The sequence below is a fragment of the Streptomyces sp. NPDC027185 genome (assembly GCF_055567035.1).
Map to the genome: position 1 here is coordinate 239933 of NZ_JBVHRF010000004.1, position 17194 is coordinate 257126.

Genomic DNA, 17194 nt, shown 5'->3' on the forward strand with positions numbered 1-17194 from the left:
GCGCGGCGGCACAGGGCAGCACAACAACACCCGGGCAAGGTACGAAAGATTTCGTACCTGAGGGGAACACGTCCCTCAGGTACGATGCAAGTCGTACTCGAAGGAGGTGTGCCGTGGCCGGGAGAGACCTGGTCGGCCCGGAGGCCGATGCGCTCGACCTGGGGGCGGTGTTTCGCGCCCTCGCCGACGAGCACCGCCGTTCGGTGATGACGGAGCTGGCCGCCGACCGCAGCGACAGCGAGCGGGGCTGCAACTCGTTCCATCTTCCGATCTCGAAGCAGACCCAGACCCACCACTTCCGGGTCCTGCGCGAGGCAGGTCTCATTGACGAGATCGACTACGGCAACCGCAAAGGCATCCGACTACGACGCGCGGACATCGAAAAGAGATTCCCCGGGCTGCTCACCCTCCTGAGCGCAGAACCCCCGGGCGGTACCGCTCCTCGCTGAACACAGCTGAGCGCACCGGCACCGTGCGAGTTCCCTCCTGGGGACGCCGGGAGATGCCCTCCCCTGGCCGGCGGGCCGCCAACTGCTCACACGCGAAGATCCGTGCACTCGCCGACAGGCCGTGGTCCCCCAAAAACCTGGCGGCTCATGCGCGAACCGCGATGCTCTACCAGCCGTATCACCAGCCTCGTCCAAGCCGCCCTCACCCTGCACCTGGCATGCACAAGCTGAGGGGGAAAAGGCTCACTGCCGGCGCCGCCTCGCAAGGGGCCGCGAAAGCGTCCGCCATCTCCCCGGAATTCCGGCCCGTACGGAACGCCGCGGCATTCAACTCGGCGATATCCGGATTCTTCACGGACTCCGCCGCCGGAGATCCCGGCCCCTCCCGCCGGACGGCGCTCTCTCCACGACAGCGGCCCCGGCGCGAAGAGGTTCCCGCCACGCCCGGCCCCTTCCAGGAGAGGCGGAAATCCCTCAATGCGTCGGTGAACCCGGAACACCCGGAAGCGCCTCGGTCGGCGTCCTGGCAGAAGCACGGGTCCTGCGGGAATTCCCCCGGCGTCGGCAGATCATCACCGTAGGCCGCGGTCGCCGGGGGAAATGGGGAGAACCTTCGAGGAGCGCCGCCGTGCCCCCGCCGCCCTCCGTCCAGGAGCGGCCCCGAGGTTCACGGGTCTCCGCTCGGCGGGCGACCGTGCCGCGCGGAAGATCCGCAGGTCAGGCAGCGTATCTTCCGCTCGGCTTCCCGGGTGCGCAGACGGCGGACCGCTCGGCCGTGTGTGGTCGGCGCCGGTCTACCCGAATCCGCAGGAACAGAGAACTGCATCTTCGTTCAGCAGCCGGTGTGCGTAGGAGACGAGCCCTGCCTGTAAACGGGAGGTGACGCGCAATTTCTGGAGGATCTGGGCGACATGAGCTTTGACCGTCCGCTCCGACACGCCCAGCTTCAGGGAAATGCTGCGGTTCGAGCAGCCTTCCCCCAGCAGTTGGAAAACCTGCACCTCCCGGGCGGAGAGCAGGTGGACCTTCCCCAGCTCTTCCACCCACTCACCCCGAGCCGATTCCCGGTCCCGGCACACTCCGCCGAGCGACGCTGTCGTAGCCGTCGCCTCGTGCCGACAAACCTGCATGACGCCCTCCCCCTTCGACCGTGGCCGGACGCCCCAGTGCAGCTGAGGCACCATCAACCAACTCTAGATGGGCGTTCATATTTGAGGGAAGGTACAACTCCGGTGTGACATATGCCACATGCACACGGGATTCTCGCCGTGCGCATGTTTCATCCCGGAAAGAACGCCTGAGCTGCGGCTCGGTGAAAGCAATGGGCGCACACCACCGGATCACCTCGCCGCAATCCCGGCCCATTGCGCTTCCGGGAAGCCGATTCGGCGTTCCGGGGTTTTACCCGCCCTTTCCGGAAACCCCCGGAAAGACCGCTTTCCCGTGGAGGGGAATCGGCTCAGCCCCGCGGGTGCTCGGTCAGCAGCCCCTTCAGCGTCTCCGACAGCCGGGACGTGATCACCTCGTCCGCGTCCAGCAGCGGTCCGCGCACCGGGCCGCCGGGCAGCCCCGCGGCGTTGAGCAGGGCCTTCGCCGTCACCGTGCCGGGGACACCGCCGTACATCATCGCCTCGATCAGCGGGGTGAGAGCCCGGTGGCGCAGCCGGGCCGCGTCCCGGTCGCCCGCCTCGTACGCGGTCAGCACCGACCTCACCGCAGCCGGTGCGACATTGGCGACGGTGCTCACATATCCCGTGGCGCCGATGGCCAGCAGCGGGAGGTTGAGGTCGTCGCATCCGGAGTAATAGGCGAGATCGGTGGCGGCCAGCACCGAGGAGGACTTCATGAGGTCGTACGCACAGTCCTTGACGCCCCGGACACGCGGATGCTCGGCGAGCCGGAGGAGCGTGTCGGTGGTGAGCGTGACGCCGGTGCGGGCGGGGATGTCGTACAGCAGCACCGGCAGCCCGGTGGCGTCGGCCACCGCGGTGAGATGGCGTACGACGGCTTCCTGCGGCGGCCGCGAGTAGTACGGGCTGACCACCAGCAGGCCGTGGGCCCCGGCCTGTTCGGCCTGCGCCGCGAGTGCCCGCGAGTGGCGGGTGTCGCTGGAGCCGACGCCCGCGACGATCCGCGCGCGGTCACCGACGGTCCCGGCGACGGCGCGGACGAGGGCCGTCTTCTCCGTGTCCGTGGTGGTGGGCGATTCGCCGGTCGTTCCGTTCAGAACCAGGGCGTCGCAGCCTTCCGTCACCAGATGCTCGGCGAGTTCCCGCGCACCGTCCAGATCGAGTTCTCCGGAGGCGGTGAAAGGAGTCACCATCGCGCAGGCGGCGCGGCCGAAAGGGGGAGAGGTCATGGGGGCGATCGTATTGCGGCCCCGGGCCCCGGCCCACAGCACTTTGCGGTCATTTTCCGTGGCCGCCGGCGCTGACCACGGAATTTCCGGCGCCGGCGCCGATGTCCGGGTTCCGCCGGGCGGCGTGTCCCCGGCCGGGAAGGAAAATCGCGCCGACCGGAGCCGGCGGACGGGAATTATTCCGGGTGCGGCGGCCCGGCGGGAAATCCGTGCGTTTCCCGGGGGCCGGCCGCCGCATCCTTTCCCGTTCAGCGGTTCAGCCGGAGGATTTCCCGGTCACAGGGCGAAAACCCGGGAGACGGCATCGGCGAAGGGAACCGGCTGATATGTGGGGGCGAGATGCCCGCCCGGCACCTCCAGTGCCGGCCGGTCCACCGCCCGGGACAGTTCCGTCACCACCCGCCCGTGCCACCGCTCGCGACTGTCGGCGCCGAGCGCCGGGACGATCTGCTCCCGGACCGCGCGGAGCGCGTCCGGGGACAGCCGGTGGGTGACGATCCCGGTGAGTTCCCGGCGCAGATAGACGTCCCACTCGGGGAGCTGGGAGTCGGGAACGCCGATGGCGGCCTGCTCACCGGTGCCGTCGGACAGGACGTGGGCGAAGAAGTAGTCGAACGCGGCGCGGGTGCTCAGCGCGCGGTTGATCTCCACGATGTCCGCGTACCAGGTCTGCCAGCGCTCCGCGTCGTCGAGCAGCGGTACGGCGGGGGGCTCGTGCGCGAGTACCGTGCCCACCCGCTGCGGGCAGCGGACGAGGGTCTCCAGGCCGATCAGCGCCCCGGCGCTGCTTCCGACGATGTGGACGGGCCCCTCGTCGAGGGCGGCCAGCACCGCTTCCGCGTCCCGGGCGTGGTCGGTGACGGAGACGGGCTTGTCGCCCTCGACGGCACTGTGGCCGTGGCCCCGCCGGTCGTAGGTGACGAGGCTGCACCTGCGGGCCAGCAGGCGGATGAGCGGGGCATAGCCGAACGGCAGACCCGTCGCCCCGGGGAGGAGCAGCACGGGTGTGCCGCTGCCGCGCACCGTGACCTGGATCGGCAGTCCTTCCGCCGCCGCGGTCAGTCGCCGTATCCCTGATGCCATTTACGGTTCACCTCGCAGTGCGGGCCGTTTCCGGACCGCCTCGATGGATGTGCGGAGCTGCCGCACGACGTGCTGCGGCCGGTCGTGGAGGTAGAAGTGGCCGCCGGGGTGCAGATGGAGACCGAGGGGACGCCGGCTGCGGCGGTCCCAGCCCCGGAGGCGGTCGGGCGGGGCGATGGTGTCGCCGTCGGCCCCGAAGGCGGCGAGGGGGACGCGGAGCGGCGGCGCGGCCGGGTCCGGGCGCCAGCTGTCCACGATGCGCAGATCGCTCCGGACGGACCGGCCGAAGAGCTGCCAGGCCAGCGGGTGCCGCAGCACCTCGGGAGCGGTGCCGCCCGCGGACGCCAGCCAGCCGCGCAGATCCTCGTCCGTCCAGGAGGACCTGTCGACCGGCTCGCCCAGCGGCGGCGCCCCGCACGCGGACACCCCGAGCCAGACGGGCAGCGGCTCGCCCAGCTCCTGGAGGGTGCGGGTCAGTTCGTACGCCACGATGCCGCCGAGGCTGTGGCCGAAGACGGCGTACGGGGCGTCGCCCGGCCGGGACAGCGGTCCCTGCCGGAGGAAGGCGACCGCCTCGGCGCAGGTGGTCAGCGGGGGGTGGGCGGCGAGGCTCCCGCGGCCGGGGAGGTCGGGGGTGTGGATCTCCCACTCCGCGGGGAGGAGGGGACGCCACTTCTCGTAGTGGGCGCCGGAGCCGCCGGCGTGGTGGAGGAGGAAGAGCCGTAACGGGGCCGGTGACGGCATGTCAGACCGCCGCGGTGTCGGTCGCGGGGGCGGGCGCGGTGGATCCGGCGGCGGGGCGCGCGTTGCCGATGGCCCAGGTGAAGCCCATGGCAACCACGGTGACGACGGCGGCCACCACGAAGGCCCTGCCGTAGCCGAAGAGGTCGGCGACCAGACCGCTGACAGGGCCGGCGGCCATGATGCCGAGGTCCCAGAAGGAGGTCATCGTGCCCATGGCGACGCCCGGTTGCAGGGCGCCGGTGCGGTGCAGGGTGATGGCGCTGGTCGAGGGGTAGATCAGGCCGAGCCCCACACCGGTGACGGCGATGCTGAGCAGCGCCGTGGCGGCGTTGCCGGCGAAGGAGAGCATGAGCAGTCCGGCCGCCTCCACGAGCAGCACCGTGCGGGCCACCCGTACGCCTCCGTAGCGGTCGGCGAGCGGGCTGCCCAGCGCCCTGGTCAGCAGGAAGGCGACGGAGAAGACCACCAGGCCCACCTGCTGGCCGCCGATGTGGTCGTGCGAGAGGTACAGCACCAGCAGGGCGGTGAGGGTGCCGTAGCCGTAGGCGGAGAGGCCCAGGCACAGGCCCGGCAGACCGACGCCCCGGGGGACCAGATCGCGCCAGGTGCGCGGGCGCAGCCTGCCCCGCGCCGCGGAGTGCGGCTGCGGTCGGGTGGAGCCGACGAGGACCGCGGAGAGCAGGGGCAGGACCGTGATCACGCACCAGACCGCCGTGGTGCCGCTGAGGCGGTGCGTCAGAACGGTCAGCAGCGGGCCCACCGAGAGTCCGCCCCACATCGACAGCCCGAACCAGCCGGACACCCGCCCCCGGCGGTTGGCGGCGACCCCGGCGATGACCCACGGCAGCGCGCCGGAGAACAGCGCCGCCTCCCCGACGCCCATGATCAGCCGGCAGCCGACGAGGACGGGGACGTTCGGCGCCAGCAGCTGCCCGACGGCGGAGAGAGTGGTGATCACGGCTCCGGTGAGCGAGACCCGGCGGGCGAGACCGGCGTCCCCGGCACGCCCCGCCATCGGGCGCGTGAGGGCGGTTCCCGCGAAGGCGATGCCCACCGTGAGTCCGACGACCGTGGGCCCGCCGCCGTACTTCTGCACCACATAATTCGGCAGTTCCTGGAGTGTCGCTCCGAGGGCCAGATATCCGAAGAGAACTGCACACCAAAGGCGCCGCACCGGTGCCGTTTCGGGCTGATTCATGTTCGCGATCGTAGTGACACGGCATCACCTCTACAAGAAGCGAAATTCGCCAGGAGTCAAAGACATCGAAAAGCAGGGCATTCGGCCCACCGGTACGGTTGATGAGTTTAGTCCCCCCGAAAAACCTGTCAATTGACCTTTGGGACATGGACGCTCCCGAGACGCTCCCCTAGAGTCCGACGGCGACAGGTCCACTTCATGGATTCAATGGCCAACGGGAGCCTGTGCTGTGATAGGGGAATGGCTTGCCCGCGCCCGCCCGGACCGGGGGATACGGGTGCTCGGCCGGAGTGGCGAATGGATTTTCCGCAGTTGGGCGGAGATCGCCGCGGAGGCGTGGGACACCGCCGAGCTTCTGCGTCTTTCCGGTGTCCGCACCGGAGAAACCGTTTCTCTGGTCATCGACACGCCGGACGTCTTCGCCGCCGCATTCGCCGGGACACTGGCCGCGGGCATGGTGCCGGCCCCCCATCCGCCGAGGTCGTCCTTCCCGGACGCGGCGGCCCACCGGACCCAGCTGGCCGCACTGCTGCGGGTGGCCCGCCCCGCCGCGGTCCTCACCCGGGGCCGGTCCACCGGGCCGGTGCGCGAGGCCGCACGGGAGGCCGGTTCGACGGCGCGTGTCCTCTCCCTCGACGACGGCCGGCCCACCGGCACGGCCGCCCCCTGCTCCCCCGTCCGCCCGGCGGGGGACAGAACGGCGCTGCTCCAGTTCACGTCCGGCTCCTCCGCCGCCCCCAAAGGCGTGCGGATCACCTGGAAGAACCTCACGGCGAACGTGGCGGCCATCCGGTCCTGGCTGCGCTGGGACGAACAGGACGCCTTCGCCCACTGGTTACCCCTCCACCACGACATGGGGCTCATCGGCGGTCTGCTCACACCGCTGGCCGCGGGCACCGATCTGCGGGTGATGACGCCACGTCAGTTCATCCGCGCGCCGGAGCGGTGGCTGGAGTGCTTCGGCCGCCACGGCGCCACCCTGACCACCGCGCCGCCCTTCGGATACGCCTACGCCGCGCGCCGGGTGCGCCCGGAGGCGCTCGACGGGATGGACTTCTCCCGCTGGCGCGTGGCGATCCTCGGGGCGGAGCGCATCGACCCCGCCGCCGTCGCCCGCTTCCACCGCCTGGTCGCGCCGTACGGCTTCCGCGCGGATGCCCTCACCGGCGCCTACGGGCTCGCCGAGTCGACGCTGGTCGTGAGCGGGGTGCCGGCGGGCGGGAAGACCCGCACGGTGCGCCTTGCGGACGCGCCGTTGACGTTCGGGGCACCCGTGACCGTGGCCGGGGAGGGGGTGCTGGGCGAGGACGCCGCGACCGGGACGGGCTGGCTCGCCGGGTGCGGCCCGCCGTTGCCGGGGACGCGGGTGACGGTCGTCGACGAGCACGGCACCCCGCTCCCGCCCGGCACCTTCGGCGAGCTCAGGATCAGCGGTACCTCGCTGTTCGCCGGTTACGTCCCGCGGACGCCGCGGGACGGCCGGGAGCCCGGCGGATTCCGTACCGGCGACTCCGGCTTCCTGCTGGACGGCGAGGTGTTCGTCCTCGGCAGGCTCGGGCACGCGATGAAGGTCCGCGGCGCGCGGGTGCACGCCGAGGACGTGGAGGCCCGCATCCTCGCCTCCGCCGGCGGCCCGGCGCCGCGCTTCGCGGTGACCTTCGGCACCACCCGGGAGTCGGCCGTGGCGGCGGTCTGCGCCGAGGGCGAGGTGACCCCGGAGTGGGCGGACACCGCGGCCCGCTGCGCCCGCGAGGCGACGGCGGGCACCGCGCGCGTCCTGGTCGTCCGGGCGGAGCCCGGTGCGCTGCCCCGTACCACCAGCGGCAAGCCGCGGCGGCGCCGGCTCTGGGAGGAACTCGCCGCCGGCGCGGGCGCCTGGCAGCCGCTGCGCGAGGAGCCGCCGCGGGCTTCCCCGGGAAGCCCGGACGCCTCCGCCGCGCCGCCCGGCCCGGTCCGGGCGGAGCCGGAGGCGGCGGACGAGGACGAGGTGCCGGGGGATCCCGGCCGTCCGTCCGGTGAGGTGGGACTGCCGTCCGCGCGGCAGCTCTACGATCGCTGGGAGGTCCAGCAGTGGAGCGTCGCCCGGGTCGAGGTGGCGCGCGACGCCCCGGCCTTCGCCGCGCTCCGCCCCTACATCCGCGGTGAACTCCTCGGCGCGCTGGCCGAGTTGGAGATCGGCGAGTCCTGCGTCACCCGGACCCTGAGCGCGCTGGCGGACCACGCCCCCGCCGAGGCGGACCGGATCTACCTGTGCACCCAGCTCGCCGACGAGGCCCGCCATGTGCAGTTCTTCCAGCGGTACCTCCAGGACGCCGCCGCGGTGGCGCCCGAGGCCCTGGAGCCGGACGGCGAACTGGGCGGCGCCTCCGGGTACGGGCAGATCTACGCCCCCGTACTGCGTGCGGCCACCGGCGCGGTGCGGGAGGGCGGCGGCGACCCCGCCGCCTGGTACCGGGCGGTGGTCCACTACCACCTCATGACGGAGGGGCTGCTGGCCGCGCCCGGTCTGCGGACGCTGCGCGAGCTGGCCGGCGCCTGCGGGCTGACGGCCCTCGGCGAGGGCCTGACCCACGTCGCACGCGACGAGGCGCGCCACCTGACCTTCGGGGTGTCCGCGGTCCGCGCCGGAGTGCGCGGCGGCCACGCCGGCACCATCGCGGAAACGTACCTGCACGCGCTCGGCGACACGGTCCGCGTCCTGGTGAACCCCGGGCGGCGGGCCACCGGCCCGAGGCTCACCGCCGCGCTCGTACGGCACGCCGCACAGCTGTCGGACCGGTGGGAGGCGTCCCGCCGGCGGATGACCCGGCAACTGGCCGCCATCGGTCTGGGGCATCTGGAGCCCCGCGCGGAGCGGGCGTGGCGATCGGCGCTGGAGACGGCGCTCGACGCCTACGCGGCGAACTGGGCGGAGCCGCATCCGGTGGTCCGCGCCGGTGCCCTGCACAACCCCCGGTCCCATCAGCGAACCTCATGAAGCGGAAGGTGATCCTCCGATGTCACTGTACGAAAAGACCGTCGACCGGGTGCAGGACGTGATCCGGGACATGGCGCCGAACCGTAAGGAGACGGTGTCCAGGGACGAACGGCTCATCGAGGAACTCGGCTACGACTCCATCTCCTTCCTGGAACTGGCCCTGGCCCTGGAGTCGGAATTCAACCTCTTCGAATTCGACGAGGAGCAGGCCGAGAACCTGCTCACCGTCGGAGACGTGTCGGACGTCATCGGCAAGCTCGTCGTCGCCGCGGCCGCCGAATAACCGGCCCGGGTATCCAGGGGATGCATGTGGAAACCATCGATGAGGAAACGGAGCGCTGGCTCACCGCGCTGGACGGCCTCTACGCGGTTCCGGAGGACCACCGGGTCGGCTATTTCGACCGCACCGCCGCCCTCGACACCCTCCGCTGCGGCGAGAAGACGCTCGACGCGTTGATCGCCGCCGGACTGCCGACGACCGGCGAGCCCGGCGACGAGTGGTTCGACCGCTTCGACCTCTTCAACCTCGCACTCGCCTCGGGCTCCGGACAGTCCGTACCGGAGAAGGCCATCGCCTACGCGCTGCGCTGGATGCACGGCGGCCCCGAGACCTGGACGGCCAGGCTCGACTGGAACTTCGTGGTGAACCTCTCCTGCCCGCGCGAGGTCTGCGGCGCCGGCCCGGAATGGACGCACGCCCGGATGCTCCCGGAAGCCGTGGGCGGCGCCCTGCACTCGTGGCAGGTGGAACCGGCCGGCGCGCGGATCGTCGGGGACGAACTGCGCCACACCGGTCCGGGCCCGCTGCGCTTCTCCGGCCACGTCTCCACCAGCGGCGCGCTGATGGACCTCAGGTCGCCGAAGCTGCGGAGCATCGTCGACGACTTCTTCGCCCTGGGCCACCGCTGGGTCCGGCTCCCCGAACCGCTGCAGTGGGAGTACGAGCGGGTGCTCTCGGCGGGGGTGTCGCCCTGCATCTCCGCGAGCCTCTTCCTCCAGAAGGAGTTCGAGGCCGCCGGCTACCGGGCGTTCACCCGGCGGGGCTGGCTGCTGGGCATGCTCGACCTGGCGCACTCCTGGGTCGAGGTCACGGACGACGACGGGGTGACCAAACCGGTCGATCCGATCTTCACCTGGCTCACCGCGTACGCCGCCAAGCCCCACCCCGGCCTCGCCGAGGCGTCCATCGGCTCCCGGATGAACCGCCTGCTGCCCGCGGCGATGGCCGCGGACGGGCTGATGGCCACCCACCGTTGCGGCGGCGAGGCGGTCACCCCGCACCGCAGGACCACCATCCGCAGAACGTCCTCCCCGGAGGGATCCCCCGCATGACCGAGCCGCAGACCGCCACCCGAAACCCCGACTACCTCGCCGAGCTGCCGGACATCCTCGGCGGCGACGAGCGGTTCCGCTCGATCCTGGAGCGGCTGGTCACCCTGTCGGAGCGGGACTACTACGACCCCTTCAAACTGTTCCGGTGGCCCGACCGCATCGACGAGGACGGGTACTGGATGTCCCCCGAACTCCTCACCGTCCACGGCACCGAGGCCGGCTCCCGGCTGACCACCGAGCAGCTCAAGGCGCTCAGCAAGTGGGAGAGCGTCAACTTCTACAGCCTCAACGTGCACGGCATCCGGGAACTGCTCAGCGAGATGGTGGCCCGCATCCACACGCCGCCCTTCGCCGTGGCGTCGGAGTACTTCCACCACATCATCGGCGAGGAGAACGACCACATGTGGTTCTTCGCCACGTTCTGCCTCCGCTACGCGGGCAAGGTCTACCCGGACCGGTCGATGTCGTTCGCCGCGCCCTCCGTCCCGGAGGCGGACACCTTCCTGCTCTTCGCTCGGCTGCTGATCTTCGAGGAGCTGGTGGACGTCTTCAACCAGCGGATGGGCGACGACGAACGGCTCGACCCGACCGTCCGGAAGATCAACAAGGTGCACCACCAGGACGAGTCGCGCCACATCGCCTTCGGCCGGCAGATCGTGGCGCTGCTCCACAAGGACCTGCGGCAGCGGCTCGGCGCGGCGCAGCTCCGGGAGCTGGAGACGTATCTGAAGCGGTACATGCGCAACTCCGTCGAGGGATTGTGCAATCCCGCGGCCTTCCGGGACGCCGGCATCCCGGAGCCGTACGCCGTGCGCCGCGCCGTGCTCGCCGACCCGGGCTTCGACGACTTCACCCAGCGCGTACTGAAGCGCTCCACCTCACACATGACGAGTGAGGGCATCTTCTCGGACGAAAGGATTCCCCGGGTATGACCGACTCCCCGCAGGACACGACGCCGCGCAAGACGGGCGATCTGGTGGTCGACTTCCTGCTCGAACGCCGCCCCGACCTCGGCACGATCGACCCCGATTACGACCTGATCGACAACCGCGTGCTCGACTCCCTCGGTTTCGTCAACTTCCTCTACGTGCTGGAGGAACAGAGCGGCCGCGAGATCTCCCTGGACCAGGTCTCCCCCGAGGACTTCCGCACGCTGCGCCGCATCCGGGAAAGGTTCTTCGATGCCGTACCCGACTGACACCCCGGCGGCGGACACCGCGCGGGCGCCGCTGGCCGTCCTCGGCCCGCGCGAACTCGCCGTCCGTGCCGCGCTGGAGGAGACCGTGCTGGCCTGGGCGGCCGACGCCGGGGCCGAGGCACGCCAGTACCCGCCGCTGCTGCCCACCGCGGAGCTGGCCCGGTTCGACTACTGGACGAACTTCCCGCACCTGGCGTTGCTGGCGACGGGCGCCCGCGAGGAGTGCGCGGACGACCTCACGCACGCGGACCACACCGCCATCGATCCCGCCCTGCTGGGCCCCGCCTCGTACGCGCTGCCGTCCGCGGCGTGTTACGCGGCCTATCTCGATCTGGCGGGGCGGCGGCTCGACGCGCCCGTGAAGATCACCACGGTCGCCACCTGCTTCCGCCGCGAGACCCGTTACGAGGGGCTGCGCCGGCTGCTCGGGTTCAGCATGCGGGAGGTCATCTGTGTCGGTGACCGCGACAGCGTGCTGGCCCACATCGCCGCGTTCAAGGACCGCGTCTCCGGCTTCGCCGGGCGGCTCGGGCTGCCGCTGACGGTCCAGCCGGCGACCGATCCGTTCTTCGAGCAGGACTCCGCCCGCACGCTCATGCAGCGGCTCTTCCCGGTCAAGGAGGAGTTCGTCCACGGGGACACTCTCGCGATCGCCTCGGTGAACTTCCACCGGAACTTCTTCGGCGAGCGCTGCGGCATCCGCCTCGCGGACGGGTCACCGGCGTTCACCTCCTGCGTGGCGTTCGGCCTGGAGCGCTGGCTGGCGGCGCTGTCGGACCGGTTCGGCGCCGATTGCCCGGACCTTCCCGACCGGATCCGCGCCGCGGCCGCGTGCTGACCGCACCGTCCGCCCTGCTCCTGCCGCCGCGCCGCACCGTCCACCGGCTCTTCGGCAGACCCGTCGAGGTGTGGCTGGCCGGAATCCGGCCACGCGTCCCGGCGGCGTCGGCGGGCGCGGCACCCGAACTGACCGCTCAGGAGCGGGACGCCCTGGACGCCATCGGGGACGGGCTCCACCGGCTCCAGCACGCGGGCGGACGCGTCCTCGTCCGCCGGGTGCTCGGTGCCGGACTGGGAGTGCCGCCCCACCGGGTGCCCCTGGCCCGGGACGCCGGCGGACGCCCGTACCTCGACCGCGGCGCGGCGGGAGCGGGGGCGCCGTACGACTTCAGCATCTCCCACTCCGGCCCCTACGTGGCGCTCGCCGTGACCCGCGGTATGCGCGTGGGCGTCGACATCGAACGCCTCGCGGCGCGTGACGCCTCGGCGGCGCTCGCCCGGCGCCTGTTCACCCCGCACGAACGCACCCTGCTGACCCGGCCCGGGAGCCCCCGGCACCTGGCGCGCTGGTACCGGATCTGGACCACGCGCGAGGCGCACGCCAAGGCCCGCGGTACCGGCGTCGGCGGTCTGCGCGATCCGATGACCGGTCACGGCACGCGATGGCAGCGCGGCCATGTCGCCCTGGCCGGTCCGTACACCGGCAGCGTCGTGGCCCTGCGCCCCGGCAGCTTCGACCCACCGACGAGAGAGGTCACACCATGACTGCACAGCCGACCGAACGGACCAAGGTGCTGGTGATCGGTGGCGGTCCCGGCGGCTCCACGGCCGCCGGACTGCTCGCCCGGCAGGGCATCGAGGTCACGCTGCTGGAGAGCGCGGAGTTCCCCCGCTACCACATCGGCGAGTCCATCCTGCCGTCCGTCCTGCCGGTGCTGGATCTGCTGGGCGCCCGCGAGAAGGTCGAGCAGCACGGGTTCGTCCGCAAGGACGGCGCGTACTTCGAGTGGGGCCCGGAGAACTGGGACCTCAACTTCGACCATCTGACGGGCGCCAACCGCCACAGCTACCAGGTCATCCGCTCGGAGTTCGACCACCTGCTGCTGGAGAACTCCAAGGAGCTGGGCGTCGATGTGCGCGAAGGCACGAAGGTGACCGAGATCCTCTTCGAGGGCGAGCGTCCGGTGGCCGCGCTGTGGGCGTCGGCCAAGGACCGTTCGCGCACCGGACGCATCGACTTCGACTACCTCGTGGACGCCTCCGGACGGGCCGGGGTGATGGCGACCAAGTACCTGCGCAACCGGCACTACCACGAGGCGTTCAAGAACATCGGCGTCTGGTCCTACTGGCGGGACGTCACCCCGCTCGACGTCGGCCCGCAGGGCGCCATCGCGGTCTGCTCCGTCCCCTACGGCTGGTTCTGGGCCATTCCGCTGCACGACGGGACGACCTCCATCGGACTCGTCGCCAAGCAGAGCGTGTTCGCCGAGGAGCGTGAGCGCCTGGGCAGCATCGAGGCCGTCTACCAGGACGCCATGGCCCAGTGCCCCCGTATCGCGGCGATGGCCGACGGCGCCCGCCAGGTCTCCGGCGTCAAGGTGGAACAGGACTACTCGTACGTCTCGGAGCGCAAATGCGGTCCGGGCTACTTCCTCGTGGGCGACGCGGCGTGCTTCCTGGACCCGCTGCTGTCCACCGGTGTGCACCTGTCCACCTTCAGTGCGCTGCTGGGCGCCGCCTCGCTCAGCGCGATCCTGGAGGGGGAACTCGACGAGGACGAGGCCCTGGCCTTCTACGAGAAGGCGTACCACCAGGCGTACGAACGGCTGCTGATCGTGGTCTCGTTCTTCTACAACAGCTACAACCGCAAGACGCAGTTCTTCGAGGCGGACAAGCTCACCCGGCGCGAGCGCCACATGCTCAACCTCTACGAGTCGTTCCTCCACATCGTCACCGGCATCGAGGACCTCGACGACACCTCCGACGGCGGCGAGGCCATGAACGAGGTCACCGAGCAGATCGTCCGGCAGCAGAAGATCGCCAACGGCCACAACGAGGCGATGAACGCCATGCCGACCTCACCGCGGGAGGCGGTGGGCGGCCTCTACCTCGAACTGACCCCGCGGCTCCGGGTGCGCCGGGCGGACTCCGCCCCCCGCCCCCCGGCCGAGGTGACCGGCTGAACGGACGGGACGATGGCCAAGGTCTACGAGAAGATCGACCACCAGATCCGCGCCTGGCTGCTCAGACAGCCCATGTTCTTCGTCGCCTCCGCCCCGCTGGCCGCGGACGGACGCGTCAACGTCTCGCCGAAGGGGATGGCGGGCACCTTCGCGGTGCTCGGTGAACACCGGGTCGCGTATCTGGACTACACCGGGACCGGTGCCGAGACGATCGCGCACCTGCGGGAGAACGGGCGCATCACCTTCATGTTCTGCGCCTTCGAAGGACGGCCCAAGATCGTGCGGCTGCACGGCACCGGGCGGTTCGTCCTCCCCGACGACCCGGAGTTCGCCTCGCTGCGCCGGCACTTCTCCAAGGAGAGCACCGGCGGCCAGCGCGCCGTCGTGGTGGCCGACATCGAGCGGGTCAGCGACGCCTGCGGCTGGTCGGTCCCGCTGATGGACCACCACGCCGACCGCACCACCCTGGACCGCGTCTTCGCCAAGCGGGACCGGGAGTACCTCGACACCTACTGGCAGACGACGAACGGCGAGAGCATCGACGGGCTGCCCGCACTGCGCGGCGCGGCAGAGGCCACGCCGCCCTCCGAGGAGGTCCGATGACCGCCCAGCCGAACTGGGTCACCGAAGACGTCGACACCGAGAAGCCCAGCATCGCCCGGCTCTACGACTATCTGCTGGGCGGCAAGCACCATCTGGAGGTCGACCGGGAACTGGGCCGCAAGGCGATCCGGGCCGCTCCCGGCCTCGTCCTGCTGATCAGGGCGAACCGCAAGTTCCTGCGGCGCGCCGTGCGGTATCTCGTCGGGCAGGGGGTGGATCAGTTCCTCGACATCGGCTCGGGCATCCCGGCGCGCGGCAGTGTGCACGAGACCGCCTGGGCGTCCGACCCGGCGGCGCGGGTCGCCTACGTCGACATCGACCCGGTGGCCGTCCGGCACGGGCAGGAGATCCTCGCGGGCGACGACCGTGCCGTCAGCGTCCTCGGTGACTTCTTCGAGCCCGAGCGGATCCTCGGCGATCCGGAGATCCGGAAGGTCATCGACTTCGACCGGCCGGTCGCCGTACTGGTGCTGAACCTGATCCACTTCTTCCCCGACACCAAGGTGCGCCCCGCCCTCGCCGCCTACCGGGAGCGGCTCGTCCCGGGCAGCCACCTCGCGCTGTCCGTCGCGACGGACGACACCTCCGACGCGCTGGCGATCGACTCCCTCTACCAGGAGGAGTACGCGGAGTTCACGCTCCGCTCGCGGGCGCAGATCGAGGCGCTCCTCGACGGGTTCGAACCCGTCGAGCCCGGAATGGTGTACCCGCCGCTGTGGCGTCCGGACGACCCGGAGCACGTCACCGTCAACCCCGAACGCTACAGCTCGGTCGTGGGCCTGGCCCGGAAACCCTGAGGAGTCCGGATGGACGGTCACGTACTGCTGCTGCTCGATCTGGCACTGGTCGTGGTCCTGGCGCGGGTGGGGGGCAGGCTGGCCGAGCGGTTCGGCCAGCCTGCCGTCATGGGGGAGATCCTGCTCGGACTCCTCCTCGGCCCGACCCTGCTGCACGGGCAGATCACCGCCGTGCTCTTCCCCTCCGGCGTCCGCGGGCCGCTGGAGCTGCTCGCCCAACTCGGCGTCGTCCTCTTCATGTTCCTGGTCGGTGCCGAGTTCGACCCGGCGGAGCTGCGCGGGCGGGGCTGGGCCACCGGGAGTCTGGCGGTGACCGGGACCCTGGTGCCGTTCGGCGCGGGTGTGCTGCTCGCGCTGTACGGCGGCTTCCCCGTCCCCGAGGGCAGGACGGCCGGGTTCGTGCTGTTCATGGGCGTCGCCCTGGCGGTGACCGCGTTCCCGGTCCTGACGAAGGTGCTGCACGACCGCGACATGATCCGTACCCCGGTCGGGCGTCAGGCGCTGACCACCGCGGCGGCGGGGGACGTCCTGGCGTGGGTGCTGCTCGCGGTGGCGGTCGCGGCCAACGGCGCCGGGCGCTCCCCGGTGTGGCCGGTGCTCGTCATCCCGTTCGCCCTGCTCCTCTTCACGGTGGTACGGCCGCTGCTGCGCCGCCTGCGGGCGCGGGGCGGCGGCAACGGGCCGGGGCATCTGCGGGCCGTGGTCCTCGCCGGGCTGCTGGCGTCCAGCGCCTTCACCCAGTGGATCGGGCTGGACGCCATCTTCGGCGCCTTCCTCTTCGGCGTCGCCCTGCCCAGGGAACAGCCGCACCTGTGGCAGCGCGATGTCACCGGTACCTTCGGGCAGCTCGCGGCGGTGCTGCTGCCGGTCTACTTCGTGGTGGTGGGCATCGACGTCGATCTCGGCTCCCTCACCGGCGGGCAGTTGGGACAGTTCGGCCTCGTGATGGCCGCGGCGGTCCTGGGGAAGGCGCTGGGGGTGTATCCGGTGGCGCGGCTGCACCGGCTGGACCGCCGTACGGCCGGCACCCTGACGGTGTTGATGAACACCCGCGGCCTCACCGAACTGATCATCCTCGGGGTGGGGCTGCGGCTCGGCCTCCTCGACCACCGTCTGTACGCGCTGCTGGTGGCGATGGCGATCCTCACCACTCTGCTGACCGGCCCGGCACTCGGGATGGTGTACCCGCGCCGCAAGAACCGGCCGGAGCCCGGGACGCCGGGGGCGGAGCCCTCCGGCCCCGAGGACGAGGCGCGGAGCGGCCCCGACGGCAAGGGACGGAAGGGGGCGGACATACCCACCTGACGCACCCCTCTGACGTACCCGCTGCCGGACAGGCCCGCGTTCCGAGGGGAGGAACGGCAGCGGCGCCAGGGGGAGAGCGGCCGTGTACCCGCACAGCACCACCACGAGACCGGTGACGAACAGCCCCGCACCGGGCCCGGACTCCTCCACGACCGCACGTGCCCTACAGTCGCCCTTCACCGTCTT

The 17194-nt window shown here is 71.4% G+C and carries 17 protein-coding genes and 1 pseudogene; 13 read left to right on the forward strand and 5 right to left on the reverse strand.

Annotation, left to right across the window (positions count from 1 at the left end; all coding sequences use genetic code 11):
* Positions 1-113: 113 nt before the first annotated feature.
* Together ACZ4M8_RS14665 and ACZ4M8_RS14670 are read left to right on the forward strand one after the other, a co-directional pair.
* Positions 114-449 (forward strand): ArsR/SmtB family transcription factor, encoded by a 336-nt coding sequence (locus ACZ4M8_RS14665; protein WP_467606986.1) that lies wholly within the window; start codon positions 114-116, stop codon positions 447-449.
* Between the two features lie 17 nt (positions 450-466).
* Positions 467-680 (forward strand): annotated as a pseudogene (locus tag ACZ4M8_RS14670) (IS5/IS1182 family transposase); the annotation flags it as partial.
* A 563-nt stretch (positions 681-1243) separates the two neighbouring features.
* Here the strand turns inward: ACZ4M8_RS14670 and ACZ4M8_RS14675 are convergent.
* From ACZ4M8_RS14675 to ACZ4M8_RS14695, 5 genes are all read right to left on the reverse strand, one after another.
* Positions 1244-1492 (reverse strand): response regulator transcription factor, encoded by a 249-nt coding sequence (locus ACZ4M8_RS14675; RefSeq protein WP_467606988.1) that lies wholly within the window; start codon positions 1490-1492, stop codon positions 1244-1246.
* A gap of 416 nt (positions 1493-1908) precedes the next feature.
* Positions 1909-2808 carry a 4-hydroxy-tetrahydrodipicolinate synthase gene (dapA, locus tag ACZ4M8_RS14680; RefSeq protein WP_467606990.1) on the reverse strand — a complete coding sequence of 300 codons (900 nt, stop codon included), beginning with the start codon at positions 2806-2808 and terminating at the stop codon, positions 1909-1911.
* A 276-nt stretch (positions 2809-3084) separates the two neighbouring features.
* Positions 3085-3891, reverse strand: coding sequence for an alpha/beta fold hydrolase (locus tag ACZ4M8_RS14685; protein ID WP_467606992.1), 807 nt, complete (start codon positions 3889-3891; stop codon positions 3085-3087).
* Entirely contained in the window at positions 3892-4635 is a 744-nt protein-coding gene (locus ACZ4M8_RS14690; RefSeq protein ID WP_467606995.1) for a thioesterase II family protein, read from the reverse strand. It lies immediately after the preceding gene.
* Position 4636: 1 nt separating this feature from the next.
* The gene (locus ACZ4M8_RS14695; protein ID WP_467606996.1) at positions 4637-5833 is read right to left on the reverse strand and encodes an MFS transporter; all 1197 of its coding nucleotides are present in this window, start codon (positions 5831-5833) and stop codon (positions 4637-4639) included.
* 229 nt (positions 5834-6062) lie between these two features.
* Here ACZ4M8_RS14695 and ACZ4M8_RS14700 point away from each other — a divergent pair, with 229 nt between their 5' ends.
* The 11 genes from ACZ4M8_RS14700 to ACZ4M8_RS14750 are packed head-to-tail and all read left to right on the forward strand — an operon-like array spanning position 6063 to position 17008.
* The gene (locus ACZ4M8_RS14700) at positions 6063-8810 is read left to right on the forward strand and encodes an AMP-binding protein (RefSeq protein ID WP_467606998.1); all 2748 of its coding nucleotides are present in this window, start codon (positions 6063-6065) and stop codon (positions 8808-8810) included.
* Positions 8811-8829: 19 nt separating this feature from the next.
* Positions 8830-9093 (forward strand): phosphopantetheine-binding protein, encoded by a 264-nt coding sequence (locus ACZ4M8_RS14705; protein ID WP_399094238.1) that lies wholly within the window; start codon positions 8830-8832, stop codon positions 9091-9093.
* Positions 9094-9119: 26 nt separating this feature from the next.
* Entirely contained in the window at positions 9120-10142 is a 1023-nt protein-coding gene (locus ACZ4M8_RS14710) for a hypothetical protein (protein WP_467607001.1), read from the forward strand.
* The gene (locus tag ACZ4M8_RS14715) at positions 10139-11074 is read left to right on the forward strand and encodes a diiron oxygenase (protein WP_467607003.1); all 936 of its coding nucleotides are present in this window, start codon (positions 10139-10141) and stop codon (positions 11072-11074) included. The genes ACZ4M8_RS14710 and ACZ4M8_RS14715 overlap by 4 nt, the downstream gene beginning before the upstream one ends.
* Entirely contained in the window at positions 11071-11340 is a 270-nt protein-coding gene (locus ACZ4M8_RS14720; protein WP_467607005.1) for an acyl carrier protein, read from the forward strand. The genes ACZ4M8_RS14715 and ACZ4M8_RS14720 overlap by 4 nt, the downstream gene beginning before the upstream one ends.
* Positions 11324-12178 (forward strand): class-II aminoacyl-tRNA synthetase family protein, encoded by an 855-nt coding sequence (locus tag ACZ4M8_RS14725; protein WP_467607008.1) that lies wholly within the window; start codon positions 11324-11326, stop codon positions 12176-12178. Before ACZ4M8_RS14720 ends, ACZ4M8_RS14725 begins: the two co-directional genes overlap by 17 nt.
* Positions 12172-12885, forward strand: a complete 714-nt coding sequence (locus ACZ4M8_RS14730) for a 4'-phosphopantetheinyl transferase family protein (protein WP_467607010.1) — start codon at positions 12172-12174, stop codon at positions 12883-12885. The genes ACZ4M8_RS14725 and ACZ4M8_RS14730 overlap by 7 nt, the downstream gene beginning before the upstream one ends.
* Positions 12882-14303 (forward strand): NAD(P)/FAD-dependent oxidoreductase, encoded by a 1422-nt coding sequence (locus tag ACZ4M8_RS14735; protein WP_467607013.1) that lies wholly within the window; start codon positions 12882-12884, stop codon positions 14301-14303. The genes ACZ4M8_RS14730 and ACZ4M8_RS14735 overlap by 4 nt, the downstream gene beginning before the upstream one ends.
* Before the next feature lie 12 nt (positions 14304-14315).
* The gene (locus ACZ4M8_RS14740) at positions 14316-14906 is read left to right on the forward strand and encodes a pyridoxamine 5'-phosphate oxidase family protein (protein ID WP_467607015.1); all 591 of its coding nucleotides are present in this window, start codon (positions 14316-14318) and stop codon (positions 14904-14906) included.
* The gene (locus tag ACZ4M8_RS14745; protein WP_467607018.1) at positions 14903-15703 is read left to right on the forward strand and encodes an SAM-dependent methyltransferase; all 801 of its coding nucleotides are present in this window, start codon (positions 14903-14905) and stop codon (positions 15701-15703) included. Before ACZ4M8_RS14740 ends, ACZ4M8_RS14745 begins: the two co-directional genes overlap by 4 nt.
* Positions 15704-15712: 9 nt before the next feature.
* Positions 15713-17008: a cation:proton antiporter gene (locus ACZ4M8_RS14750; protein WP_467607019.1), complete on the forward strand. Its 1296-nt coding sequence runs from the start codon at positions 15713-15715 to the stop codon at positions 17006-17008.
* The last annotated feature ends 186 nt before the right edge of the window (positions 17009-17194 follow it).